This window comes from Mucilaginibacter puniceus (assembly GCF_054783175.1).
The window spans coordinates 308,153-333,339 of record NZ_BAAGRB010000001.1; the positions used below are offsets into that span (position 1 = coordinate 308,153).

21 protein-coding genes and 1 tRNA gene are annotated in these 25,187 nt (G+C 39.3%); 11 read left to right on the forward strand and 11 right to left on the reverse strand.

Features of this window, described 5'->3' with window-relative positions; all coding sequences use genetic code 11:
- Nucleotides 1-426: 426 nt before the first annotated feature.
- Nucleotides 427-500, reverse strand: a tRNA-Asp gene (locus ACYVJ6_RS01455).
- Between the two features lie 179 nt (nt 501-679).
- On the opposite strand from ACYVJ6_RS01455, the gene ACYVJ6_RS01460 reads away from it, so the two are divergent.
- Nucleotides 680-988 carry a hypothetical protein gene (locus ACYVJ6_RS01460; RefSeq protein WP_460692250.1) on the forward strand — a complete coding sequence of 103 codons (309 nt, stop codon included), beginning with the start codon at nt 680-682 and terminating at the stop codon, nt 986-988.
- Here ACYVJ6_RS01460 and ACYVJ6_RS01465 read toward each other — a convergent pair.
- A complete protein-coding gene (locus ACYVJ6_RS01465; RefSeq protein WP_460692251.1) occupies nt 985-1,638 on the reverse strand; it encodes a metal-dependent transcriptional regulator in 654 nt (217 codons plus the stop codon). The two genes, ACYVJ6_RS01460 and ACYVJ6_RS01465, sit on opposite strands and share 4 nt — an antisense overlap.
- A 108-nt stretch (nt 1,639-1,746) precedes the next feature.
- Between ACYVJ6_RS01465 and ACYVJ6_RS01470 the strand changes: the two genes are divergently transcribed.
- On the forward strand, nt 1,747-4,203 hold the full coding sequence (locus tag ACYVJ6_RS01470) for a TonB-dependent receptor (protein WP_460692252.1): 2,457 nt from the start codon (nt 1,747-1,749) through the stop codon (nt 4,201-4,203).
- Nucleotides 4,204-4,271: 68 nt separating this feature from the next.
- Nucleotides 4,272-5,174 (forward strand): hypothetical protein, encoded by a 903-nt coding sequence (locus ACYVJ6_RS01475; RefSeq protein ID WP_460692253.1) that lies wholly within the window; start codon nt 4,272-4,274, stop codon nt 5,172-5,174.
- A gap of 12 nt (nt 5,175-5,186) precedes the next feature.
- Here the strand turns inward: ACYVJ6_RS01475 and ACYVJ6_RS01480 are convergent, their stop codons facing one another.
- The 4 genes from ACYVJ6_RS01480 to ACYVJ6_RS01495 all read right to left on the reverse strand — a co-directional run bounded on the left by ACYVJ6_RS01480 (nt 5,187) and on the right by ACYVJ6_RS01495 (nt 7,031).
- Nucleotides 5,187-5,450, reverse strand: a complete 264-nt coding sequence (locus tag ACYVJ6_RS01480) for a hypothetical protein (RefSeq protein ID WP_460692254.1) — start codon at nt 5,448-5,450, stop codon at nt 5,187-5,189.
- A 208-nt stretch (nt 5,451-5,658) separates the two neighbouring features.
- The gene (locus ACYVJ6_RS01485; protein ID WP_460692255.1) at nt 5,659-5,880 is read right to left on the reverse strand and encodes a hypothetical protein; all 222 of its coding nucleotides are present in this window, start codon (nt 5,878-5,880) and stop codon (nt 5,659-5,661) included.
- A 37-nt stretch (nt 5,881-5,917) separates the two neighbouring features.
- Nucleotides 5,918-6,553 carry a hypothetical protein gene (locus ACYVJ6_RS01490; RefSeq protein WP_460692256.1) on the reverse strand — a complete coding sequence of 212 codons (636 nt, stop codon included), beginning with the start codon at nt 6,551-6,553 and terminating at the stop codon, nt 5,918-5,920.
- On the reverse strand, nt 6,537-7,031 hold the full coding sequence (locus ACYVJ6_RS01495; RefSeq protein WP_460692257.1) for an RNA polymerase sigma factor: 495 nt from the start codon (nt 7,029-7,031) through the stop codon (nt 6,537-6,539). Before ACYVJ6_RS01495 ends, ACYVJ6_RS01490 begins: the two co-directional genes overlap by 17 nt.
- Before the next feature lie 130 nt (nt 7,032-7,161).
- Here ACYVJ6_RS01495 and ACYVJ6_RS01500 point away from each other — a divergent pair, with 130 nt between their 5' ends.
- Both ACYVJ6_RS01500 and ACYVJ6_RS01505 read left to right on the forward strand, forming a co-directional pair.
- On the forward strand, nt 7,162-8,367 hold the full coding sequence (locus tag ACYVJ6_RS01500) for an MATE family efflux transporter (protein WP_460692258.1): 1,206 nt from the start codon (nt 7,162-7,164) through the stop codon (nt 8,365-8,367).
- Between the two features lie 32 nt (nt 8,368-8,399).
- Complete coding sequence (locus tag ACYVJ6_RS01505; protein WP_460692259.1) at nt 8,400-8,537, forward strand: hypothetical protein; 138 nt, start codon at nt 8,400-8,402, stop codon at nt 8,535-8,537.
- A gap of 57 nt (nt 8,538-8,594) precedes the next feature.
- On the opposite strand, the gene ACYVJ6_RS01510 is transcribed toward ACYVJ6_RS01505, so the two are convergent.
- Nucleotides 8,595-9,665: a WD40/YVTN/BNR-like repeat-containing protein gene (locus ACYVJ6_RS01510; protein ID WP_460692260.1), complete on the reverse strand. Its 1,071-nt coding sequence runs from the start codon at nt 9,663-9,665 to the stop codon at nt 8,595-8,597.
- A 210-nt stretch (nt 9,666-9,875) separates the two neighbouring features.
- Between ACYVJ6_RS01510 and ACYVJ6_RS01515 the strand changes: the two genes are divergently transcribed.
- Nucleotides 9,876-10,760 (forward strand): winged helix-turn-helix domain-containing protein, encoded by an 885-nt coding sequence (locus tag ACYVJ6_RS01515; protein ID WP_460692261.1) that lies wholly within the window; start codon nt 9,876-9,878, stop codon nt 10,758-10,760.
- Nucleotides 10,761-10,787: 27 nt separating this feature from the next.
- Here ACYVJ6_RS01515 and ACYVJ6_RS01520 read toward each other — a convergent pair whose 3' ends face one another.
- From ACYVJ6_RS01520 to ACYVJ6_RS01535, 4 genes are read right to left on the reverse strand one after another with little or no spacing between them, the layout of a single operon-like run.
- On the reverse strand, nt 10,788-11,798 hold the full coding sequence (locus tag ACYVJ6_RS01520; protein ID WP_460692262.1) for a glycosyltransferase family 2 protein: 1,011 nt from the start codon (nt 11,796-11,798) through the stop codon (nt 10,788-10,790).
- A 16-nt stretch (nt 11,799-11,814) separates the two neighbouring features.
- Nucleotides 11,815-12,798 (reverse strand): UbiA family prenyltransferase, encoded by a 984-nt coding sequence (locus tag ACYVJ6_RS01525; protein ID WP_460692263.1) that lies wholly within the window; start codon nt 12,796-12,798, stop codon nt 11,815-11,817.
- A gap of 3 nt (nt 12,799-12,801) precedes the next feature.
- Nucleotides 12,802-13,989 carry a glycosyltransferase family 4 protein gene (locus tag ACYVJ6_RS01530; protein WP_460692264.1) on the reverse strand — a complete coding sequence of 396 codons (1,188 nt, stop codon included), beginning with the start codon at nt 13,987-13,989 and terminating at the stop codon, nt 12,802-12,804.
- A gap of 8 nt (nt 13,990-13,997) precedes the next feature.
- Nucleotides 13,998-15,680 (reverse strand): ABC transporter ATP-binding protein, encoded by a 1,683-nt coding sequence (locus tag ACYVJ6_RS01535; protein ID WP_460693291.1) that lies wholly within the window; start codon nt 15,678-15,680, stop codon nt 13,998-14,000.
- 335 nt (nt 15,681-16,015) lie between these two features.
- On the opposite strand from ACYVJ6_RS01535, the gene ACYVJ6_RS01540 reads away from it, so the two are divergent.
- The 5 genes from ACYVJ6_RS01540 to ACYVJ6_RS01560 all read left to right on the forward strand — a co-directional run bounded on the left by ACYVJ6_RS01540 (nt 16,016) and on the right by ACYVJ6_RS01560 (nt 25,126).
- Nucleotides 16,016-17,071, forward strand: a complete 1,056-nt coding sequence (locus ACYVJ6_RS01540; RefSeq protein ID WP_460692265.1) for a hypothetical protein — start codon at nt 16,016-16,018, stop codon at nt 17,069-17,071.
- 416 nt (nt 17,072-17,487) lie between these two features.
- A complete protein-coding gene (locus tag ACYVJ6_RS01545; protein WP_460692266.1) occupies nt 17,488-20,679 on the forward strand; it encodes a SusC/RagA family TonB-linked outer membrane protein in 3,192 nt (1,063 codons plus the stop codon).
- Nucleotides 20,680-20,684: 5 nt separating this feature from the next.
- Entirely contained in the window at nt 20,685-22,160 is a 1,476-nt protein-coding gene (locus tag ACYVJ6_RS01550; RefSeq protein ID WP_460692267.1) for a SusD/RagB family nutrient-binding outer membrane lipoprotein, read from the forward strand.
- A gap of 28 nt (nt 22,161-22,188) precedes the next feature.
- Nucleotides 22,189-23,715, forward strand: coding sequence for an alkaline phosphatase family protein (locus tag ACYVJ6_RS01555; RefSeq protein WP_460692268.1), 1,527 nt, complete (start codon nt 22,189-22,191; stop codon nt 23,713-23,715).
- Between the two features lie 514 nt (nt 23,716-24,229).
- Nucleotides 24,230-25,126, forward strand: a complete 897-nt coding sequence (locus ACYVJ6_RS01560) for a hypothetical protein (protein WP_460692269.1) — start codon at nt 24,230-24,232, stop codon at nt 25,124-25,126.
- Nucleotides 25,127-25,187: the final 61 nt, after the last annotated feature.

Genomic DNA, 25,187 nt, shown 5'->3' on the forward strand with positions numbered 1-25,187 from the left:
ACAAGTGCCTTAAAATCAATCAATTAACCTCATATTCGGTGACCTATTTTTAACTTTCAAAATAGGTCACCGAGTTAGTCACCAAAACCATAAAAACCGGGTTATTTTCCGGGTCCAGAACCCTGCGGATCATAATTTCTGCAGGGTTCTGATATGGCTTGATATCGCCTCCTGATCAAGGCGTTATTTAAACCAAAAATTTGATATAAAATGAGGTGTTTTAAGGTCCTATTTTATGATTGCAAATAATTGATTTACAAATAGTTAATCATTGATTTGGTGACTAAATTAGGTGTTCTGAACCAGTCACCGAATAGGACGCTGGATGAGTCATAAATGCTGAGGTATTATGCGGATTTTTGGGTATAAAAAAAGCGCTTAGACCAGTAATCTAAGCGCTTTTGATGTGCCTTGCGGCTCTTTTAGCGGAATGGACGGGACTCGAACCCGCGACCTCCTGCGTGACAGGCAGGCATTCTAACCAGCTGAACTACCACTCCGTTTGGGATGGCAAATATAGTGACCATTTTTTATAACACAAGCTATTTTTTTAAAAATAGAGTAAATAGGCCCTATGTGCCTCAAAACGTGGTTTTTAAATATATTTTAAAGTAAAATATATCCTTTGGCTCAACAATTGCTTTAAAGGAGGCGTCATTAAAACTACAAAAAAATACAAATGAAGCACTACAAAGAAAACGATATTGTGATTTACACAGATTGCGATGGCAATAGGTTTGACACATTTGTAATTTTTGAAACGGATAGATTAACCGGCTTAACCCATATTAATCATTTAAATTTAAAAGTAACCGACGCGGAACTGGAACTACATCCCCGTTCATTAACTAATGAAATACCTATGAACGACGTGTATAGCTTTCAGCTTTTTAAGCAATTGAAAGAGAAATATGCTGAAATAGATAGCAGGAAGGGTATGACCGTTCACCGCGAGATACCAACTATTAAATTGGCTAAAGCATCTTAGCTGACCAAAATATTTTCGCCAAATTTGTGTGAAACGGTTGTTTTTTCGGTACCATTGATACTGATTACCAATGATTGGTCAAAGCTGATCTTTTCAATCAACTCAATTTGGGTTCCTATACCAATATTTAACTTTACCAGGTATTGTAAAAACGATGCGGTGGTATCACTTACCGCGGCAACCTTGCATTTATCGCCTTCTTTTACATCTGCCAGGGTTACGGAGTAGGTTTTAGGCAACTTGCCATTTGCTTTAGGTATTGGGTCGCCGTGCGGGTCATACTCCGGGAACCCTAAAAACTTATCCAGTCTATCTGCCAGGTCGGCATTGCTTATATGTTCCAGGTCTTCGGCAATCTCATGTATCTGATCCCATCGATAACCCAGCTTGTCTAACAAAAACACTTCCCAAAGACGGTGCTTTCTAACTATAAGTACGGCATGTTTAAATCCATCTTCAGTAAGCTTTACGCCATTTTTTTTATCGTACTCAATTAATCCCTTTTCGGATAGCTTGCGTATCATATCCACCACCGACGCCGCATTGTTACTTAATGCCTCCGCGATAGCAGTAGGGGTGATTTTTTCGTCCCCTTTTTGCGACAGCCTGTATATAGCCTTCAGATAATTTTCTTCGGATAGCGTATGCATTAAACAAATGTAATTATTTATACATAAAAAATAAAATTAGTTAAGACTAATTTTATTTTTTTTGGTTTATCAATTTAAATAAATATGTTTGCACTTTGATATTTAAATATGAAGATCATATACCTATTAGGATTATTATTTATATCTATAAGCGCCGCCGCACAAAACGGTATATTAAAAGGTCGTTTAACATCAGGCAACGAAGCATTGCCTTATGTTAATGTAGCCATAGACACTATACAATCAACAAATACCAATGATAACGGCTTTTATGAATTTAGCGTTGCCCCCGGCATTTACGAGGTTACGTTTTCGTGCGTGGGTTATTTAACAGAAAAGCGTAAGGTCACTTTAACAGCTGGTATCACTATAAACCTTAACATCACCCTTAGTGCCAATACATCTAAGCTTGACGAGGTGGTGGTAACCGGTGTGTCGCGCCGCACACAATTGCGTAGTAATCCGGTACCTATTGCAGTAATGACCAAAAAGGAAATGGATGAGAACGTAAATAATAATATTATTGACGCCATTGTAAAAGGTGTACCGGGCGTAAGTGCGGTAACTACAGGGCCTAATATTTCAAAACCATTCATCAGGGGTTTAGGTTATAATCGTGTTTTAACTTTGTATGATGGTATACGTCAGGAGGGCCAGCAATGGGGCGATGAGCATGGCATTGAGATAGATCAATACGGCATTGGCCGTGCCGAGGTAATAAAAGGCCCGGCAAGTTTAACATATGGGTCCGACGCGTTGGCAGGGGTAATTAATATGATCCCTTATATCCCGGTAGGAGTAAACAAGGTTTTACAGGGTAACTATATTGCCGATTACCATACCAACAACGGTATGATAGGTACATCATTAGGGTTAACGTATAAAAAGGACGATTGGAAATACTCCTTCCGCGCTACCGGAAAATTGGCGCATGATTATCGGAACAAAGTGGATGGCTTTGTATATAATACAGGTTTTAGAGAGATCAACTTATCAGGTTTGGCTCGTACTGACAAAAAATGGGGTTACAGCCAAATAGCAGCCACCGTATATGATAACAAACAGGAAATACCCGATGGTAGCAGGGAGCAGTTTACACGCCGATTTACCAGGCAGGTATTTGAGTCGGACTTGGATGATATAACCAACCGCCCGGTTGTGAGCGATAGAGAATTAAAAAGCTATACCATAGCACCGCTACACCAACATATACAGCATTACAGGTTATATACCAATAACGAATTTAAACTGGGCGATAGCAGCAGTATTACAGCATCATTGGCTTTTCAGCAAAGTGTACGCCGCGAGTATAATCACCCCACACAAATAACCCAAGCGGCGCTGTATTTAATATTAAATACTTTAAACTACGACCTGAAATATAACCTGCCAACACTAGCGGGTATTGAAAGCTCAATTGGCGTTAATGGTATGTACCAAACCAACCGCAGTAAGGACGCAACCGATTTCCCGATACCCGATTATAATTTGTTTGACGCCGGTGCATTTTTATTCGCTAAAAAAACAATAGGAAAAGTGGATATATCAGGGGGCATTCGCTATGATAACCGCCATATTAAATGGAACGATTTTTACGTAGGAACCAATCCTCAAACCGGATTTGGACAGCGTGTTACCGCAAATACTGCCGGAGCTAAGTTACAGTTTCCCTCTTTTACGCATGCTTACCAGGGTGTATCAGGTAGTTTAGGTTTAACGTATAATATTACTGAAAGGCTATTGCTAAAAGCGAACATTGCCCGTGGTTACCGCGCACCAAATATTACAGAGATAGGATCAAACGGATTGGATCCCGGCGCGCATATAGTTTACCTGGGTAACCGCAACTTTAACCCCGAGTTTAGTTTGCAGGAAGATATAGGCGTGATAGCCTATTTAAAGGATGTGGATCTGGTGCTGGAGTTGTTTAATAACAATATTGACAACTACATCTATCAATCAAAACTAACCGATGCTGCCGGTAATCCGGTGGTAATTGTGCCGGGTAACAGCACCTATCAGTACCAGCAATCAAGCGCACGATTATATGGTGCCGAGTTTACTTTTAACATTCACCCACAGGCTGCAAAATGGATGGCATTTAATAACAGCATATCATACGTTAAGGGCCTTAATGGCAACATGCAACTGGTAGCACAATCAAATGGCGAGGCCAAATATTTGCCTTTTATACCACCCCTGCATACACGGTCCGAATTGAAATTTAACCTGCAAAAGCATTACGGTGCATGGTCAAAAATTTATTTTAAAGCGGAACTGGACAATTACGTCACCCAAAATAACTTTTACGCATTGGATAATACAGAAACCGCTACGCCCGGGTATAGCCTGGTTAATTTAGGTGCGGGAGCCACTATCAACAAAAAATCGGGAAAACCACTTTGTGAGCTATTTTTTCAGGTAGATAACTTGTTTAATTTAGCTTATCAATCAAACCTTAACCGTTTAAAATATTTTGAATATTATACCTCGTCGCCTAATGGCAGGTCAGGTATATATAATATTGGTAGAAATGTTAGCATAAAGGTTATTTTCCATTTTTAAAATTAAAGTTAAATGTTTCTTTTTAATTTAATTGTTTTTTATATTCGTGGTAACTAAACCTTATCACTATGAAGCAACTTTTTTACCCAATTCTCATTTTTGCATCGCTTATAATAACTTCTTGTAATACCGTCCAAAAGACGAGTAATATTGGACCCTTTATGCGCTCGCTCTTTGTAAACCAAAACGTTTACAAAACAAAGGATACCTTAGCTTTAAAAGAGGTTTATGACTATGAAAAACACGGCGTAATACATAATGATGAGGTTTATTTGCTTGATCCGGGTTATTCTAGAAGCGAATCATCCTTTTTAAGATATACGGTGGTTAAAGACGGTGAGAAGCAAGTTATAAAAATTCCGGGGCTGGTTTCATTGATTAAGGATAAGATAAAAGTCAAGGGCAAGGATTCATTAATTACAAGAATAGTTTATTTGGATACAAGTAATCATGAATTGAAAGACAATGCTAAGCCGTCATACTTTCAATTCATAAATCCTACAAAGGATGAACCTGTCACTAAACAGTATTTAGCTACCGAACATATAACCGCATTACCCATAACTATCCCGATAAAATTCAGACCTAATGTACCAAGTAATAGACAGCCATTTTCTTTAAATGCCTCAGTGTCCTATGCATTTGGATATAAAATACGTGTTAATAATAACCCATACAAGGAAAATTTTATAAGGATATTGCCATTTAGTTTGGGGCTCGGAACAGAAATGTATCTACATAAAGATTCTGTATCAAATGATAAATATAAAGGTGAAACTAATATAGCCCTATCTATGGCTTCAGGGATTACCTACGAGGCCAGCAATCGTTTCAACATTGGTATATTTGTCGGTATAGATAAAATGTTTAACGATAAAAAAAACTGGATATATCAAAATAAAGCGTGGTTTGGGTTGGGGTTTGGGTATAAATTTGGCGGCGGGGCGGCTAAAGAAAAAGAGGAAGAATAATCTGTAAGTGCGTTACATTGCCCCCGACATCATAGCCATATAATAATTGGCCGAGTAGGTAGCCAACAATACCAGCAAAATATCCTGGGGTTTATTGTCGAAAGTCACCTCATAATTATATCTGAATTTTGACCAATTAAAATCCGGATCAAACAACATTAGTCTTTGCTGATCCTTATCTTCTACCACAAACTTATTCAGGAAAGTTCCGGTTGCCTTTACAATATATTCTTGCCCGTTTTGAAAGGATATGATGATATGTCCTTTCCAATTCATTGCATATTGGCAATTTGCAAACCATTTTTGGTGACAGAAATAGTAGTACTAAAAATTCCAATGGGTGTGATCTCATAATTATCATACCCGCAATAGCAGCTTTATATGAAAATAAACTTTCATAATTTATTTGCCCTACCTTATCTGAACCATCCATAAGTTCAAATGTGTTTGAGTTGGTGTATTGAACTTTCATAATATCATTCTTTTATTCCTGTTTACAGCATTGTGCTGCACCCTGTTTTTTAAATTGAGCAGATAGTGGCCCCCATATAATTATTAGGTGCATGGTTGCAGCACTGGTAATTAATAAAGAGACCTGATTAAATGATCCTTTAAGTATGAAGGCGCAACCCAAAGTTGTTGCTGCCCAAATTAATGCACTTCCAATAATGTAATAGGTAAGTGCGGTTTTCTTGTTTTTTTCCATTTTGGTATTGATTAATTGTTTTTAAATAAATATCATCTTATTCTTCCTGCTTCAATTTTTCCATATCGGCAATAGTTTCTTCTAATTTGTCAAATAAGCGTCCATACATCAACCGCACATCCCATTTGTTGATCTTTGCTGAAAAATAAAACATCGGCAGAGTAAAGGCTACAGTAATGATTATTGCAATTAACGGAATGTTTAAATCCGGATATTTTTGGGTCCACATCTTTATTACACCAAATTTACTCCAGGAGGACCATACAGCACTCATAGCAAGCGGAACAATAAGTGTATTGGTAACACGCGCTAATATTTCAACTCTCGAAAAAATATTTTTAAGCCATCTATCAAATAACTTGAGATATTCATAACTGGTTGCTCCCTGATCTAATATTTTAGTGCTATCCATTATACTTTTAACATACAATACTCTACAAAGAAAAAGTAAAGAAATAACCAAACCTTGCCATAACGCATCCATGGAATAATACATAACGGGTGTGGCAATGGTGGCAATGAGAACAAAGTTAGTGTTGAATTTCATCCTCCGTTTTATCCTGTAAACCACGTGTATTGATTTTTGGTTGTACAGGTCGTTAATCTTGGGTGCAATCAAGCTTTTTTCATTCAAAAAGCCTTGTTTCCAAATATTCTCAATTGAGGTTTCCATCGAGTATCTTTTTTAAACGTTCTTTAATTCGGCCCACACGTACGGCGATGTTGTTGGCGTTGGTATCTAATACTTCAGCAATTTCCTGGTAGGGCTTTTCTTCCAGGTATAGTAGGATGATTGCCCGGTCAACTTCGGATAAGTGCCTTATCGCCATATATAACTGGTTCAGCGGTTCATCTTCAAATGCCCTGTTTTCAGTAGTTACCACATCCGGCAAAACATCCGATGTGAAATAAGTTTGCCCGTTTCTTTTCTCCTTTTTTAATAATGTTAAGCATACATTGAGTGATACACGGTAAACCCATGTCGACCACTTGCATTGCTCCTTAAAATTATCTTTACTCCGCCAGATCTGAAGGCAAACTTCCTGGTAGTAATCCTCAAAATCTGCCTGCGAATTGGTGTACGCCTTACATATCTTGATGATGATTCCCGCAAAAGGTAAAATGGATGCCTGGTAAAAATCTATGCTCAATTTTAATAGCTTTAGTATTGCAATGCTGTTTTTACAGTTAGTGGCTTAATTTAAGAAATATTACACGCCTGCTGATTTTTTTAAATGTTCTTTGTGATATATTTGACCCACCTACAACTACCCACTAACAATGACCATCAAAACCTTATATAATGCCGTTAAACTATCCTTAAACGGCGAGGAACAAGACTATACACAAGGCAGCATACGTAAAGCTGTATTTCTGTTAGCTATACCCATGATATTGGAGTTAAGCCTGGAAAGCGTATTTGCCCTGGTAGATATATTTTTTGTAAGCAAACTGGGCGAGAATGCCATTGCCAGTGTAGGGTTGACTGAATCGGTAATAACTTTAGTATATTCTATAGCTATTGGTTTAAGCGTTGCTGCCACCGCCGTAGTTGCCCGTCGAATAGGAGAGAAAAACGCCGAGGCTGCCGCTCATGCAGGCGCGCAATCACTTATTATTTGTTTTTTACTTAGCGTATTTGTAACAACCGCAGGGGTAATATTTGCCCCGCATATTTTGAGCCTAATGGGTGCCGGTAAAGAGGTAGTAGCCGAGGGTGCCATATTTACCCGCATTATGTTTGGCGGCAGCCTGGTAATTATGTTGATTTTTTTAATCAACGGCATTTTTCGCGGGGCAGGCAACGCGGCAATGGCCATGAAAAGTTTATGGATAGCCAGTTTGGTTAATATTATATTATGCCCTGTTTTAATCCATTTTTTTGGCTTAAAAGGCGCGGCAATAGCTACCCTAACTGGCCGCAGTTGTGGTGTGCTTTACCAGTGTTATCATTTAATTAAGGGCAAGGGCACTATTAAATTTAAGGCCAGCCATTTTACGGTTGATATGCCTATTATCAAATCCATTATAAACATTGGGTGGCCTGCTACCTTACAGTTTATTATAGCCAGCGGCAGCTGGATAGTATTGGCACGTTTAGTGGCCCAAACCGGGGGGACATCCGCATCGGCAGGTTATCAAATTGCTATACGGAACGTGGTTTTCTTTATACTGCCCGCCTGGGGTTTAAGTAATGCCGCGGCCACATTGGTAGGGCAAAACCTGGGTGCTAAAAAAATAGACCGCGCCGAAAAAAGCGTGATGTTAACGGCAAAATACAACGCTATATTTATGGGCATAGTTATGCTGATATTTTTGTTTCTATCAAAATATATCATCAGTGTGTTTAGTAAGGATGAGGTGGTTGTAAATTTTGGCGCACATGCTTTGCAGATGATGGGCGCAGCTTATATTTTTTACGGCTTAGGCATGGTGATGACTCAGGCGCTCAATGGTGCGGCGATACCAAAACACCAACCTGGATAAATTTTATTGGTTTTTGGCTGATACAGATACCGTTGGCCTATTTGTTATCAAAGGGCCTCGACCTGCGTACCACAGGCGTTTTTATATCTATACCCATAGCCGAAACTATTATTGCGCTTACAGCATGGTACTATTTCAAAAAGGGGAAATGGAAAGAGGTTAAAGTTTAGCTTATACATAAAAAGCCATCCACTAATAGCGGATAGCTTTCAAGAAAGTTTGAATTTTTAACACCCTTTGCCTGGTATGGCATAAATCACATTGCCTGAGACAGATAAATTGAAGCCAAAATTTTCTTTAGGAAGCACCAATTTTTCCCATGTTTTTCCCATGTCTGCTGACCGGAATATACCATCTGAGTGGCCACTTATTAAATATTTGCCTGCTTGTTTAATTGAATAAATATCTGATGAAGGTTGAGGTCTGATCAATGAACTAATCCACGAAGGTCGAAGTTCTTCACCTATAACATTCCAGGTTTTTCCACTATCCAGTGAAATGTGTACGCTGTTTGTTTTGGTTATTGTGTTGTTGATTATGGCAGCAAATCCTCCATTGATACGTTCCACGGCGATGCCAGTACCCCATTCACTAAGCACATCATCCCAGGTTTGACCATCATCGGTTGATCTTAAAATCCCCTTTTTGCTGGTAGACAGCAATACACCGTTTGACTCTGCCAATTTCATCGCACCGTCGCCAACTTGCACCGCCTTCCAGGTTTTTCCTTTATCGGCAGATCTGAAAAAGACATTGTTTGAACCAATGAAAACAGTGCCTGCGGCAGTTTCAAAAATGGTGCGTACTTCTTTTACACCAAACTTTTCGTAGGTATAATCTGTCGTTTTGTCTATGCGTAGGGCTTGCTCCTGAAAATCAGTATACATAGGCGACCAATTATTTGTTCCGTTTATTTTTTTTAGAAATTGCCCTCTAAAATTGTATGCAAATATCCCATTATTGCCAAAAGCAATTTGACGCTGATTACCTGCGAATGCCTCTTTTGTCCAAAAAGAAGTTTTGGCATTTGGGTTAGTGTGATATAAACCATTGCCGGCATTTATATATAACCCATGGTCATTTGCCAATACACGGCCCCATACCCCCGTTCCTTGCAACCTTTCAGGCAGCCCTTTACTAATGTCCTGCCAGGTTTGGCCGCCATCTGTAGATCTTAAAACAACTGTTTTACTCGCTTTATTTACTTTTTTGGCTGTTTTATTTTCTTTTAACACAAAAGAATTTAGCAGGAATAATCCTAGCAGGATAGCCGGGACAAATACAAATAATTTTTTCATCTTATCAAATTTTAAAGTAAAACCTATGTTTCGTAATTTATTTAATGGTCCTATCGATTGGATGAAGCAAAATTACTTTGATAACTTTTGGCCCGAAGAATTTGAATTGTAAATAAAAATGTAAACTCTGTAAATAGATAGTAAATAGGCTTGTTAAACAACCGGAATTGTAAATAAAATTGTAAACTTTGTATATAAAATTTTGACGTTATGTTAGATAGCCGAAATATACTGTACGGGAAAAGCAAATACCTTTTTGGAGGAATGTTGCTTTTGTTTATTGCTGTGATATGCGCGGCTTTCAGCATGACGGGCAATGATGACTTTGATATCAGCAGGAGAGAAATTTTACTCCGCAGGATAGGACATGAGTTGCTTTTGCAGTCGGGCGATAGTAAATCACGGGTGTTGCCTGTAAAAAGGATAGCCGACAATGAATACCAGATCAGTTTTGAGAATGAACTTACCTTTCAGCCCGACTCGCTGGTAAATACTACCCGGCGTTTGTTGGCTAGAGACCCGCTTACGCGTGATTATGTGGTTAATGTGCTGAATAGCGGTAGTGTAGCCTACGGATATGCCATATCTGAGAATGAAAAAAATGATATTATAGCTTGCAAAGGAAGGGTGCAACCCAAAGCACAGTACATCATCGACATTAAATTTAAACCCAAGGGTATGAATATTCTGGGCAATGGATATCTTTTAGGGGGCCTTCCATTTTTAGCGTTTGTTGGGTTTATGTTTTTGAGATCTACCAAGCCGCGTAAAGAATTACCTAACAATGAATATAACAAGACATTTACTTTAGGCTCGACTTTGTTTGATACGCAGAGAAAACAATTGATCATAAATAAGGAAACTATAGAGCTAACCGGAACTGAAACGCGCCTGTTGCTTATTTTCGCGTCGTCTCCCAACGAAATTATAGAGAGGAAACGGCTGCAAAAAGAAATATGGGAAGATGAAGGTGTTATTGTAGGGCGCAGCCTGGATATGTTTATATCAAAACTCAGAAAAAAACTGGAATTGGACCCCAATATCAAAATTGCTGTTATACGCGGTAAGGGCTATAAGCTTGAAATAAACTTTTAAAGCTGTTTCATTTAATCAGGTAATCGGTTAATTTTTCTTCCATATTTTTTTTATAAAGCTATATCCTGAAAGTATTGCCTTTTTAAAATTCTCTTTGGCGCAAAAATAAATAAATATCCTGCTGGCTGTTGCAAGCAAAAAAGGCCTTGTGCGCAATGCTTTTTTTAGTTTTACATGATCGTTTGAAGTAAGTTTAAAGCTAAATAGTTTATGCAGATAGAGTTTGTAAATGTTGATGTATATATCTCTTTCTAAAAACGCAATTTCAACTTTTCTTAGGTAAGGCCTGTAAAGTTTAAGAAGGGCGCTTAAATCCTCTACATGCAAATACTCTAATATTTCAATAATATCTTTTCCTTCATATACATTTTCGTCGGCTGTTCGTTTTGTCCATAGCCTTTCAGTTGTAACAGCAGCATGATAACCTTTAACCAATATCATATCCAGCAACAGGCTCCAGTCGTCTGCTATATTAAAGTTTTCATTCCAGTGTAATGCCGGATCTTTTCTGAATATAAATGACGAGGACGGCGAAGGACATATTTTCAGGTATATCTCTCTTAATTTTTCATTATCCAGTAATATCCAGTTGTCGGTATTATTGGATATCGAGATGTAACTGTTTAATATGGTAGATTCAACAAAAAAATCATAGCTTTTGTTGTCGCCATTAACCTGTGTCCAGTTTGCAAAAACAAAACCTAAATTTTCTTTCTCAAGCTTCTCAATACATCGTTCTATAAAATTATCGTTCCAGATATCGTCAGAATCCAATGAAGCTATATACACCCCTTGGGCCATTTGAAGCCCGGTATTACGTGCTTTTCCCTGTCCCCCATTGGTTTGGTAAATGTATTCTACCTGTGGGTATTGCGCTACAAGTTCACGGGTTTCATCAACAGATCCATCATCAACTACAATAATTTGCTTATTAAGGTATGTTTGTTTGATAGCACTTTCAATTGCGCTTGCAAGCATATCCGCCCTGTTGTAAGTAGGAATAATGATGGAAACAAGTGGGGTGGAAGAGGTTGACATATCTTATAATAAACTTTTAAAATGAGGCACGTATCTGCCTAAGAATTTGCAATGTGTTTGATGGAAATAAAAATAAGTGCAACAATAAGGCAATGATATTAACAGGGTTGTTAAAGGCCGCAATAATTAAAATTGATACGGGAAGAAAAACCTGGTAATATTCAAACAAAAAAATACGATACTGCGCAAAATTAGGGTTGACATATATTTGTTGAACAGAGAATTTTTTTAACAATAGCCGGTTATAGATAAAGTAAAAAACCAGGCCGGGGATAATTAAATATAATTGATCAAACCAAACATAGGCAGCAAAAGCAGCTAGCTCAACAGCTACAATGCAGTTGCCCAGTGTTGCAAGTTGTGCATCGCTTAATTTTTGAACTAAAGTAACCAAGCCGCTAACTTTATCGTTCTCCTTGTCGGCCAGCTGGTGCCAAAGTATACCCCTTAAACCAAAACAAAAAAGCCAAATTGCCATACAGGCAACCGACCATGTGTTTATTTGCTGATTAGTTGATTGATAAAAACACAATGCAATAAACAGTGTTGGAAACACCTGCGAACCTAACGCGTCAGCCAGGATGCCAGGCAGTCCCCTTTTCTTTAAACGAAACGGAGGGACAGAGTATAAAGTGAAGGCAATGTACGAACCAAGGTAAAACAAGTTTGCGACAGAAAAAGGTTTTAGAAAATAGACGACAATGCCTATTGCGACAACCAATGGTAATAATATCAGTCCTATTTGTTGGAAAATATTGTAAGCGGCCATCTGGTTTTTTTTACCGGCTTTTGCATCGTCCTGTACATCTGTAGCATCATTAATTAAACTCACATAAATGGCACATAATATAATGGCGCATAGCGTAAGTAATATTAATGGTATCTGACTAAGGAAAGTATGATGGCTTTTTTGTATGATTAGATATGCAACAGCAAGCATCGGTGGAAGTTTATACTCCCACCAATCGTTTGCCCTTATCGTTGTAAAAATCTTTTTCATTAGTTATTTACTCATTCTGTCCAATATAGAGTTGACCAGGTCCTTTTCGGGTTGTAATGGTACATTTTCATTAATAAAAGCATGCGCCAGTTTCCCCATTGCTCCCCATTCCTCACGTTTGTTCCAGGCGCGTTCCATTGCGTTGTCAAAGTCAACTTCATTGGGCTGGCCTATAAACCCATTCACGCCGTCGGTAATAACCTCCGGGTTGCCACCTGCAGCTGATACAATTGCAGTACGGCCAATTGCCATAGCTTCAAGCAATACAAGGGGTAAACCCTCACTACGAGAAGGCAGAATCAACGCATGGTAATTTTCCCATAGTTTAGCTATGTCTTCTGCTTGGTCCAGAAATTGGATGTTTTTTACACCCAATAGTTCGGCCATTTCTATTAAGGCTTCTTTGTCAGTACCCGAACCAATGAATGAGATCGTTATCGGCCGTTCCCTCCACTTTGCCTGGGCCATTACCCTGATCAATATATCCTGTCCCTTATCCAGTAAAAAATAACGTCCAATACAAGCAAGTCTAAATCCTTGTTCTGTGTGCGGCATAGGCGCTATATGCCTTTGAACTTTTACCGGATTATAGATAATCTCTGACTTTGGTAAGCGTATGCCAAATTGTTCTTCAGTTAATAGTTTATTGTGTTTTGATACAAAATAACTCCAGGAAGCTTTTTGGTAAACCTCGCGCATTACAGGTCTTTCTAATGGAGTGGGCCAGTAAAAATCAACTGCCTTTTGTGCTATAAGTACGTAAGGTATGTTAAGCTGTAAACATGCATAAGCCAAACTAAGCCCGTCAAAATTTATTCCCTGAGAGACAATTGCAAATTGTGGTTGTATTTTTTCAAGTTTCTTTTTAACCCAATAGTTGTCGCTGGCATACGGGGTATTATCCGGTTTCACCATTTTTAGTGCCCGTTTGAAAACTTTTGTAAACAACAACGAGGGCTTTTTAATACTATTTAACAGGCCAAATTCTTGTTGCAGGTCTTCCAGCACAACCCCCTGCTTAGCAAGTTCAACATACTTTTTATGCTGTGCATTTAACCGTATTTTAAATATGGTTATACCATACCCGGCCAATTGAAAGTAGGGTATGGTACGCGCCCACAACTCCTCGCTGCCTCCCCAATCTTCATGGCAGCTGGAAATAATAAGTATTTGTTTATTGGTGTCTGCCATCCGTTGTCTTATTGCGATTCATATAGTTTGGCATATACTCCGTTTTTTTGAAGAAGCATTTCATGCGAGCCCTGTTCTACAATTGTTTTATTTTGCATTACGTATATTAAATCTGCCTGTTGTATGGTTGATAACCGGTGGCTGATTACCAATGCCGAACGATTACCCAAACTTTGCTTGAGATTTATAAATAGGTCACGTTCAGCAAAAATATCAAGCGCACTTGCCCCTTCGTCAAGAATGATAAGTTGAGATTTGCTGTAAAGGACACGCGCAATAGCCAATTTTTGCCATTCGCCGCCGCTTATTTCATGGCCGTCATCAAAAATGCGTCCAAGAATAGTATTGTATTGATCCGGAAAATAATTAATATAATTAGCCGCGCCTGAATCTTCAGCAGCTTTTTTTATCTCTTTTTCATCAATTGGCGAATGAATATTTCCAAACCAGATGTTTTCATTCGCAGTTAAGTTATATTTAACATAATCCTGGAATACAACGGACACTTTACTGCGATATTCATTGATATTAAATTCGCGGATATCCTTGGTGCCTGCACGAATTATACCCCGGTCAGGATCATATAATCTGCATAGTAATTTTATTAGTGTAGACTTACCCGCACCATTAAGGCCTACAAGCCCAATAATTTGGCCGGCAGGTATGTTTAAATTAATGTTTTCTAAAGTATTGGCCGAAGCATGGGGGTATTTAAAGTATAGGTTTTCTACGCTAAAACCGGTTGGCTCCTTTTGATTGTTGAAATTGGTAAATGCAGAAGATTCTATTATTGGCTTTAAGTCAAAAAGAGCAAAGACATCTGAAAGATACCTGTTGTTTTGATATATATTTGATATGCCTGCAGCAAGCCCCTGCATGGTAGAAAACGATTGCGGAAAAATAACCAGGAAAACGGCAATGTCCCCTACGCTGGTTTCTCCGCTTAATATGCCAAAAACAATATAACCGATAACAATAAAAAATGAAGCTGTTGAAATGGCAGTGCATATAAGTTCAACAATTGTTCTTCTGCTATTGTGTTTAAGTTGATACTCCAGTAAGTTTTTTTTAATGCTTGAGTATTTATTTAAAAGATGGGGGCCCAACGAAAACGATCTTATTTCTTTGGCAGACGAGTCGCCGGTAATGAGTGTGCTTAAATAAGATGCTTCGCGTTCCATCCCTGTATGCTTTCGTTGCCATTGGTAAAGCTTTTCTGAAAATTTAAATCGAACTATCAAAACCGGGGCAACAAAAAGACACAACAATGGCAGCAATACCCAGTTTATAGTAATTAAAATGTAACCCATTGAAGCCAGCATAACCATGTTTTTCACCAGCTCATGCAGCCCTAATACAATGGCATGTGGCTTATTAACCCCCTCCCGGGCTCTTTTTAAAATATCAAAGTAAACCGGATCCTCATAACATCCATAATCCAGGCTGATGGTATGTTGGTGAATTTGCTTATCTACATGATTATTGACAACCGCCGCTTGTTTTTCGGTCAAAAAAGTTGATATGCTTTTAACACATACATATAGTATGGCCACTATGCCGGCCAACAAAATATAATTGGTGATGTGATTGGTATTATTAGTGCCCGCAGGCTTCACCAATTGGTTGATCAGGAGTTTTAAGGTGTAGATACTTCCAATCCATCCGATGTTCTCCAACAGCAGAAATAACACAGACAAAATGGTATCGGTGGGAGAAATTTCCCAAATAAACCTAATGGCTTTACTTAAATGAAGATTTTTATAGAAATTTATTACTTTGAGCCTGGTTACAGCCATACATCCTTAAGAAAAACATGGAGTTTTATTAACCAGGGAGGGAAATCGTACAGTAACATCATTAAGAAATAACTAATAGGGAAGAAGTTATATCTTTAATGAATTTTACAACCACGATGTTTAGGCTAAGGTACAAACCATGTAGTAAAATATAAATTTTATTTGCATATAATTTCCGGTTGAATAGTTTTACAAGTTGTGATAGTTAAATTTTGTTTCTAAACGATAATATGGGCAATACAGACGCTGTTGATTCCGCTATCGATAAAGGGTTAGACTATTTGGCCCAACACCAATACCCCAGCGGAGAGTTTTGCAGTTACATAGCGCCTGATGATGCGATGCAGGAATGGTGTGCTACCGATAGCACAGTTTTTTTTAGCTCGGTGATAGGGTCATGCTTGATACCATTGACTAAAACACCTGCTGCTGAGCCAATACTATCAAAAATTACGGATTACCTGCATTATCAAATGGCCCCAGATGGCGTATGGAATTTTTTTGCTCTATATCATCCAATGCGATGGGTTCTTCCGTACGATGCCGATAGCTTATCATTTGCCAGTAGTTTTATGAAGGCAAGAGGTGTACAATTTCCGGAAAGAAGCAACAAACAACTACTATTAGCTAACAGGGCCCGGGGTGGATTATTTTATACCTGGTTTGTTCTTCATCCCAAAATACATACCAATAAAACGCTTTTGCGCTTATCCATCCGGGCATTGCGGAAACCGTTTCGTAGCATGTTGTTTTTGGCACGTAATGGTGAAGATATTAATTTGGGAGTTAATGCAAGTATATTGGCTTATTTGGGTGATATACCGGAAACAACTCCTATTATAAATGCGCTAATCAAGATGATCAACGAGGGTAAGGAAGACAACTGCGACAAATGGTACCTTAACCCCTTTGTTATATATTACCTGATATCCAGGGCCTACAACCGCGGAGTAATAAAATTACAGCCGGTGGCCGCACCAATTATTGAGCGAATATTGGCCACTGCTTCGGCCGAAGGCCAATTAGGGAAATCAATTTTTGATACAGCTATAGGTATTACTACCCTGATCAATTTTGGTGTTAAACCGCAGGAAGTTCATCCATCAATCAGTTTTTTGTTAGAGAAACAAGGTGTGCACGGCGAGTGGCCCAGATGGCTGTTTTTTTACCTCAACCCACAACGGGCCTATGGTTGGGGCTCAGAAGAATTAACCACCGCATTAGGTGTTGAGGCACTTGCCAAATATAAAAGCAGTTTGGTAACAACACCAACAAAGGCAAAATAAAAGCAACAAAGCCAATCCGGCCTCTCTAATTAAAATATTAAGCCGAATTTTTTGATAAAATATTAGGAGCTGAAATCAAAAGATCATTGTTGATAGTACACAGGTTTTTTTTACCGGAAATCCTATTCATTTACACGCCAAATTAAATCTTATGATTTTAAGAAATTAATATAAAGGTAATATCGGTTCTATTACTTTGCACCCGTTGTTAATATCACTAATAAGAGTAGGTGTATATAATGAAAATAATATAAACAATTAATCATAAAAACTATGGAGAGAAATATATAAAAAGAAAATATATACCCAAAAAAATACCGGGGTGCGCTAACACCACCGGCTTATGCCCGGGTATTCAAACAAAATCTATCGACAGAATTTATTAACCCAAACAATGCAAAAGTATGCAATTCAATTTGAGCAGGAAAATCCCTGCGCAGGAAGTTTTTTATTCTAAAGCTTTCCTGATAATGAAATTAACTTTCATAGTATTAATAGGCCTGTGCTTACACGCTTCGGCGGCGGTATTACCCCCAATTAAAGTAACAGGTACGGTAACAGATGATAAAGGCCTTTCGTTACCTGGTGTATCCATAAGTGTTAAAGGAAAAAACACCGGATCTGTGTCTGACAGTAATGGTCATTATGCTATTGATACCGAAACCGGACAAACCCTGGTATATTCATATATCGGATTTAAAAAGGCCGAAGTAGTTGTAACTGGTTCAGTTATAAACATAACATTGATGCCCGACGCGGCACAATTGAATGATGTAGTGGTAACTGCCCTGGGTATTAAGCGCGAAGAAAAATCATTAGGATATGCGGCCCAGACTTTAAAAGATAAAGCGGTACAGGATGCTAAATCAAACAACTGGGTAAACTCTCTTTCGGGTAAAGTTGCCGGCTTAAATATACAAGGTACCGGTTCTGGCCCAATGGGTTCGGCCCGTATAACGCTTCGTGGCGAAAACTCTCTTAATTTGGATAATAACCAGGCACTTATTGTACTGGATGGTGTGCCGGTAAACAGCAAAATAACAGGTACCGGTTTTAAAGCCCACTTAGCAACGGATAGCCCGGTAGATTTCGGATCTGACGTGTCTGATATTAACCCGGATGACATTGAAAGTGTTACCGTATTAAAAGGCCCGGGAGCTACCGCACTTTACGGCAGCAGGGCCGCAGGCGGGGCATTAATTATAACCACTAAAAGCGGTGCCCGTAAAGACGGCGGATTGGGCGTTACCTACAACCTTAACATGAGTATTGACCAGGTTAATCGCTGGCCGGATTACCAGTACGAATATGGGGAAGGTAGAACATCGGCCTATTACTCCTACGGCGATAGTGCCGATGGTATAAATACCAGTACCAATGTGTCTGCGGGCCGGGCATGGGGCCCAAAATTCAATGGACAATCGTATTTTCAATATGACCCAAATACAGCCGATAACCGGGCCTTGGTGCGTACACCATGGGTAGCTTATCCTGATTATATTAAAGGGTTCTTTCAAACCGGATCAACCGTTACCAATAATCTGTCTATAGAGGGCGGTAATGATAAAAGCTCGGCCAGGTTATCTCTTTCCCATCTGGAAAATACCTGGATCATTCCTAATACCGGGTTTGAAAGAACGTCGGTTGCTTTATCGGTAAATCATAAAATTACGGATAGGTTAAAAATCAGCGGAAAAGCCAATTATACCAATAAAACCAGTGATAACCTGCCATCAGCCGGCTATAATAATCAAACACTGATGTACTTTTTAGCTATAGGTACAGCTCCAAATATTGATCATAATTGGTTTAAGCCTTATTGGATGCCGGGATTAGAGGGCGTGCAGCAAAAAAATCCTTTCAATCCAGGCCCCGACAACCCTTATATTGACATTTATGAGGATCTGAACAAAATGTCAAAAAATGGCTTTATTGGTACCGCTTCGGCCAATTACCAATTTACCAATAAGCTGGAGTTGATGTTGCGTACCAGTTTGGATATGTCTACTGAGTTTCGCGCGCAGCAACGTCCTTACAGTATTACCAAATACCCTAAAGGAAGTTACCGCGAATCAAACGTTTTTAGCTATGAGTCTAACAGCGATTTATTGTTAACTTATAAAGATGAAATTGGCAGTAAAATAAAATACTCGGTAAATGCGGGTGCCAACGCCTTAATGCAAAAATATAATTTTGCAGGTATTTATGCCGACCAACTGGCGCAGCCGGGTGTTTACCAGCTATCCAACAGTCTTGACCCTGCAGTTGCCGATCCATTACGTACCGAAAAGGCGCTTAACAGCGTTTACGCGGCAACGCAATGGTCATATAATGATGCGTATTTCCTGGATCTGACCGGCCGTAATGATTGGAGCAGCTCGCTGCCATACCAAAGCAATTCTTTCTTTTATCCATCGGCCAGCATCAGTGTTTCGTTGGGCGACGTATTTACTTTACCAAAGGCATTTTCATTTGCTAAGGTACGTTTGTCCTATGCCCAGGTTGGTAATGATACACGTCCTTATCAAACGGCAAAATACTATGATAAAATTTACAGTAATAGCTTTACCAATGCTACCACACTATTTAACCCGGCGCTTAAGCCCGAGATCACCTCAAGTTATGAGGCAGGGTTAGACTTAAGGTTATTTGGCAACCGTTTATCTACCGACATTGCTATTTACCGTAACAATAGCCGTAACCAGATATTGGCTATCCCGCTTGATCCTACTTCGGGTAACTCAAGTGCCCTGATCAATGCCGGTTTAATAGAAAGCAGCGGTATTGAGGTACAATTAAAGGGCTCGCCTGTTGCTAATCCCGGTTTTAAATGGAACAGTACCATTAACTGGAGCATGAACAGAAGTTATGTGCGCGAACTGGCAAGTGGCTTAACCAGCCAGGTAATATACAGCCATGAGAGCAACGTAGCCATTGAAGCCAGGGTTGGTGGCCGCATGGGCGATTTGTATGGCAGGGGCTTTCAGCGTTCGCCCGACGGTAAAGTAATTTATAATTCAACAGGTTTACCCGCGCCGTTAGATCCGGTATCAAAAAACCTGGGTAATGCTTTTCCTGATTGGAGAGCAGGCTGGGTGAATGAATTTACGGTTAAGAAAGTTCGCTTCAGCTTCCAGTTTGATTATCAACATGGCGGTAAAATGTTCTCGCAAACCAATCATAAAAACAACACGCTGGGCAAAACCAAAGTTACTTTACCGGGACGTGAAGATGGTATTGTGGGCGATGGTGTAGTGTTGGGTAGTGATGGTATATATAGGCCAAATACGGTTAATGTAGCTGCCAGTTCGTATTATGAAAATTTTTACGGTATAAGCAATGCCGAGAACAATATTTTTGATACCAGCTATTTAAAGTTACGCGAAGCCCGTTTAGAGTTTAACCTCAATATGCCATTTTTAATCCACGCGGGTTTAAAGCAAACCAGTATAGCCTTATACGGGCGCGACCTGTTAAATATCACCAAGTTTCCGGGATTTGATCCCGAAGGAGGAAATTTAAATAGCGGTACCCTTACCCCGGGTGTCGAACTGATGCAGTTTCCGTCTACACGCACTATCGGTCTCAATTTAACTTTCAAATTATAATTACCATGAAAAAGATATTCATACTAACCTGTTTATTCAGTAGCTTTTTCATTTCCTGTACTAAGGATTTTGAAAAGATAAACACCGACCCTAACCGGCCCAAAGAAGTAAACCCCGGTATTGTGTTAGGGCAAATGCAGTACCGCATAGTAAGCAGCAGCATTAGTGCCGCAAGGGGCTTTACGCATGAATTAATGCAGGTTGACGCGCCACGCACCAGCACGGGCGGCGGCGGCGTACACCGTTATGTTATTACCCCGGGAACAGGGGTATGGAACAGTTTTTATACCTACCTGGCAGATATTGATGTGATCATCAAAGGGGCCGAGCGTTTAAATGAGCCTAATTATAAAGCTATTGGATTAGTGTACAAGTGTTGGGCATATTCTATTTTAACCGATTTGTATGGCGATATACCCTATTCAGATGCTATAAAGGCTTCCGAAGGTAATTTTCAACCAAAGTTTGATACGCAAAAGGATATTTATACTCAAATACTTAAGGATCTGATAACAGCAAATGACCTGTTTGATGATACCAAAGCTTTAACCTATGCCGGTGACGGGCTTTATCCGTCAAATACTTTAACCGGCGGAAAAAATGTGGGTATACAGCGCTGGAAAAAGTTTTGCAATACCCTGCGCCTTCGTTTGTTATTACGTTTACTAAAACGTAATGCAGAGTTAAACGTAAGCGACCAGATTACCGCTATTTTAGCTAACCCTGCCAAGTACCCGGTATTTTCATCAAATGCAGACGAAGGCATTTACAAATTTACCAATGTAAACCCCTACTTCAACCCGTATTTTACGGCCAGGCAGTTAGATTGGCGCGATGGTACTTACTATACCAAGTTTTTTCTGGATCCCCTAAACAACTGGAACGACCCACGCAGAGCAGTGTGGTCATTTACAGTACCTGTCAACGGTCAAAATGTATACCAGGGAATTGATAGCGGGTATCCAACAACGGTACAATATGTAGTGGGTAAAAACTCAAGCTATAATGATGTACTTAAAACATCGGCAACAACGGGTGTAATGATAACCTATGCCGAAGAGGAGTTTATCAAAGCAGAATTAGCTTTAAAAGGGTATGCTACGGGCAGCACAGCCAAAACGCATTATGAAAATGGCATCAAGGCTTCAATGGCACAATGGGGGGTTACTTTACCTGCAGGATATTTGCAGCAAGCGGGTGTATTATATGACCCAACGGCTAGTTTAGATGCGCAATTACAGCAAATTATATTGCAAAAATACTATGCCTATTACTTTAATGATTACCAGGCATGGTTTGAAAAAAGGCGCACGGGTTACCCGGTACTGCCAAGAGGTACAGGTATACCGGCAGAAAATCAATTTCCTAACCGCATTCCGTACCCTACCTACCTGCAATCATTAAATCCAACAAATTTGGCCGCGGCAGTTGCTGCAATGGGAGGAGACAATAGCGATATTAAAGTTTGGTGGGATAAATAACATTCATAAACAATAATCAGTATATATCATGATAAAAAAATCAATAGTAATCGGCTCATTTTTAATGGCCGTTACATTAATAGGTTTTGGCCAGCCCAAACCAACAGAGCATAAAACGCTGATCGTTTTTTTTGACGGCCTGCGCCCGGATTACATTACACCAGAGGGCATGCCCAATTTGTATAACTTTCGCAAACAAGGGGTATATGGTAAACAGCATCATAGTATTTATCCAACCGTTACCCGTGTTAATTCGTCAGGATATTCAACCGGAAGTTACCCCGCAAAAACCGGGTTAATGGGCAATACAGTATACTTTCCCGAGGTGGATAAAGTGGCCGGCTTAAATACCGGCGAAGCTGCCGACCTAAACCGCATTAGCAAAGCTACCAACGGAAAATTACTTACGGCGGTATCATTAGGCGAGTTATTGCAGGCTGCAGGCAAAAAAATGATGGTTTTTAGCTCAGGTTCAACTGGCCAGGCCCTGCTGCAAAACCATACGATTAGTGGTGGTGCTATTGTTAACCCATCAATGATACTACCAGAAAGCTACAAGGACGAAGTAATTAAAGCCGTTGGCCCAATTCCTCCGCACGAAAAACCAAATTCGGTACAGCATAAATGGGTTGCTGATGCGTTGATGAAACTGGGCCTGGTACAAAACGGCCCGGCGGTTAGTGCGATATGGTTCTCTGACCCGGATGGTACTGCGCATGCAGATGGTATTGGTGCAGAAACCGCCGTAGCTTCTATCAAATCTGTAGACACACAATTTGGCCGCATATTAGCATATCTTAAAGCCACTCATCAAGATGATAATTACAATATCATTATATCTACCGATCATGGTTTTATAACCCATAACGGCAAGCAAAGTGTAGCTGGTTTATTGTTGGAGAAAGGCTTAAAAAAAGACAAGCTATCTGATGATGTGATCATAGCCGAAGGTGCCATTTATGTAAAAGATCATAACCCGGAGGTTATTAAAAAAATTGTGGCCACTCTGCAGGAACAAGAATTTATAGGCCCCGTATTTACCAAAGGCACCAAAAAAGGTGATGTTAAAGGCTGGGCTGATGGAACATTATCATTCGAGGCCATTCACTGGGACCACCCTACACGTGCTGCCGATATATTGGTTGACGAAAACTGGGATGATACCAAAAACAAATTTGGTTATGCGGGCACCAGTTTTTCGGGCGGTGTTGCCGGGCATGGTGGTTTTAGTCCGTACGAAGTACATATCGCCCTGATCGCATCAGGGCCAGATTTTAAAAAGGCCTACGAAAGCGACTTGCCTACATCAAATGTAGACATCGCTCCAACCGTTTTGCACCTGCAGGGCATCCCCGTACCTGCATCAATGGACGGCAGGGTAGTGTATGAATTGTTGACCCAAAAATCAGGTAATTCAAATTTAAAAGCAAAAACAGATATTGTGGAGACAGAAGTGAAACTGCCGACCGGAACCTATAAAGTTTTATTGCATAGAACACTATTTGGAAAATACACTTACATTGATTACGCCACGACAAGCCGTACAAGTAAGTAATTATTTTTCGATTATTAATACCAAAGGTCAGGTGCGTATGCATCTGACCTTTTTTGCTTATGTCATCATATTATTTAAAATAATAAAAGCCTCAAATCTTCTCGACTTGAGGCTTTTATCTTTCTTTAGGTAGAGGGAACGCGCGAAATGTCGAACTTTTTGGAGGATTTAAAGGCGATTAAAGCGAATGAAAATATAAATATATTTTAATGGTGTAACTATTTTCCATTGCTATTAATGGATGTATTAAATGTAATAAGTGCCTTCGCACGGGTTTGTTGTGGCGAATAACGTGGACTTTATAGCCTCTTATACAGGACTGGTTATCTACAGGTATTACAGCATGGGCAACGTTCGATAGCACAGAAGCTACTCTATGGAAGCTAATAGGAAGCAATACGTTAAATATTATTTAATAATAGCGTATTGTTTAAATAATATTTAATAATTACATTGCTTTCTGATTAAACAATGTATTGAAAAGCAATATATTGCAACCAACTTATCACACATCATGAAAAAACTTATCCTAACGCTAAGCTTAGCTATAGCTTCTTACTTTTCTTATGCACAAACCAATACATTTCCTTTAAGTGGTAATGTAGGTATTGGTACAACAAGTCCTACAAATAAATTTGAAATTAAGGGCACTCCAGGTGCGCCGGCTTCAACAGGAACCACTCAAACAGCTCTCGGTTTAACAATAGCTGCTGATCAATGGAATAGTTTAGATTTTGGAAATAATTCCACTTATGATTATGCATGGATTCAGTCTACTCGTAGGGATGCAAAAGATACTTATGATAAATTGGCTCTTAATCCAAACGGCGGCAATGTTGGTATTGGTACAACAAGCCCGACCGGAGTATTACATCTAAATAATTCAACCTCCACTGTTGATATGCTACGTCTTCAGTTTAATGTAAGTGGTGGTGGAAATTGGGCCATTAATCCTTTTATTTCTGGGATAAGTAATGGAGGCTTATCTTTTGTTGATAAACAGCATTCTACTACTCCTGTTGTTATTAGCAATGATGGATTCGTTGGCATAGGGACAACAAATCCACAAGAAGCATTATCAGTAAATGGAAATATTCGTTCAAGAGAAGTAAAAATAGAGGCAACTAATTGGCCTGACTATGTTTTCAAAAAGGAATATAAGCTTCCTTCTTTGAGTGACGTGAAAACTTTCATTGATAAAAACAACCATTTACCTGATATGCCATCCGAAGCTGAAGTAGAAAAGAACGGGATTAACATAGGTGAAATAGTGAAGATTCAGACAAAAAAGATTGAAGAGTTGACATTATATCTTATTAAACAGAAAGAAGATACAGACAAACAAATCAAGTTACAACAGTATGAAATTAATCAACTCAAGCGGCAATTGAAATTGAAAGCTAAAAATTAGTGCATCATAGTATGTCAGTAGCCTCATTAGATAACCAGTTTAGAGAATCAACTAAACAAGT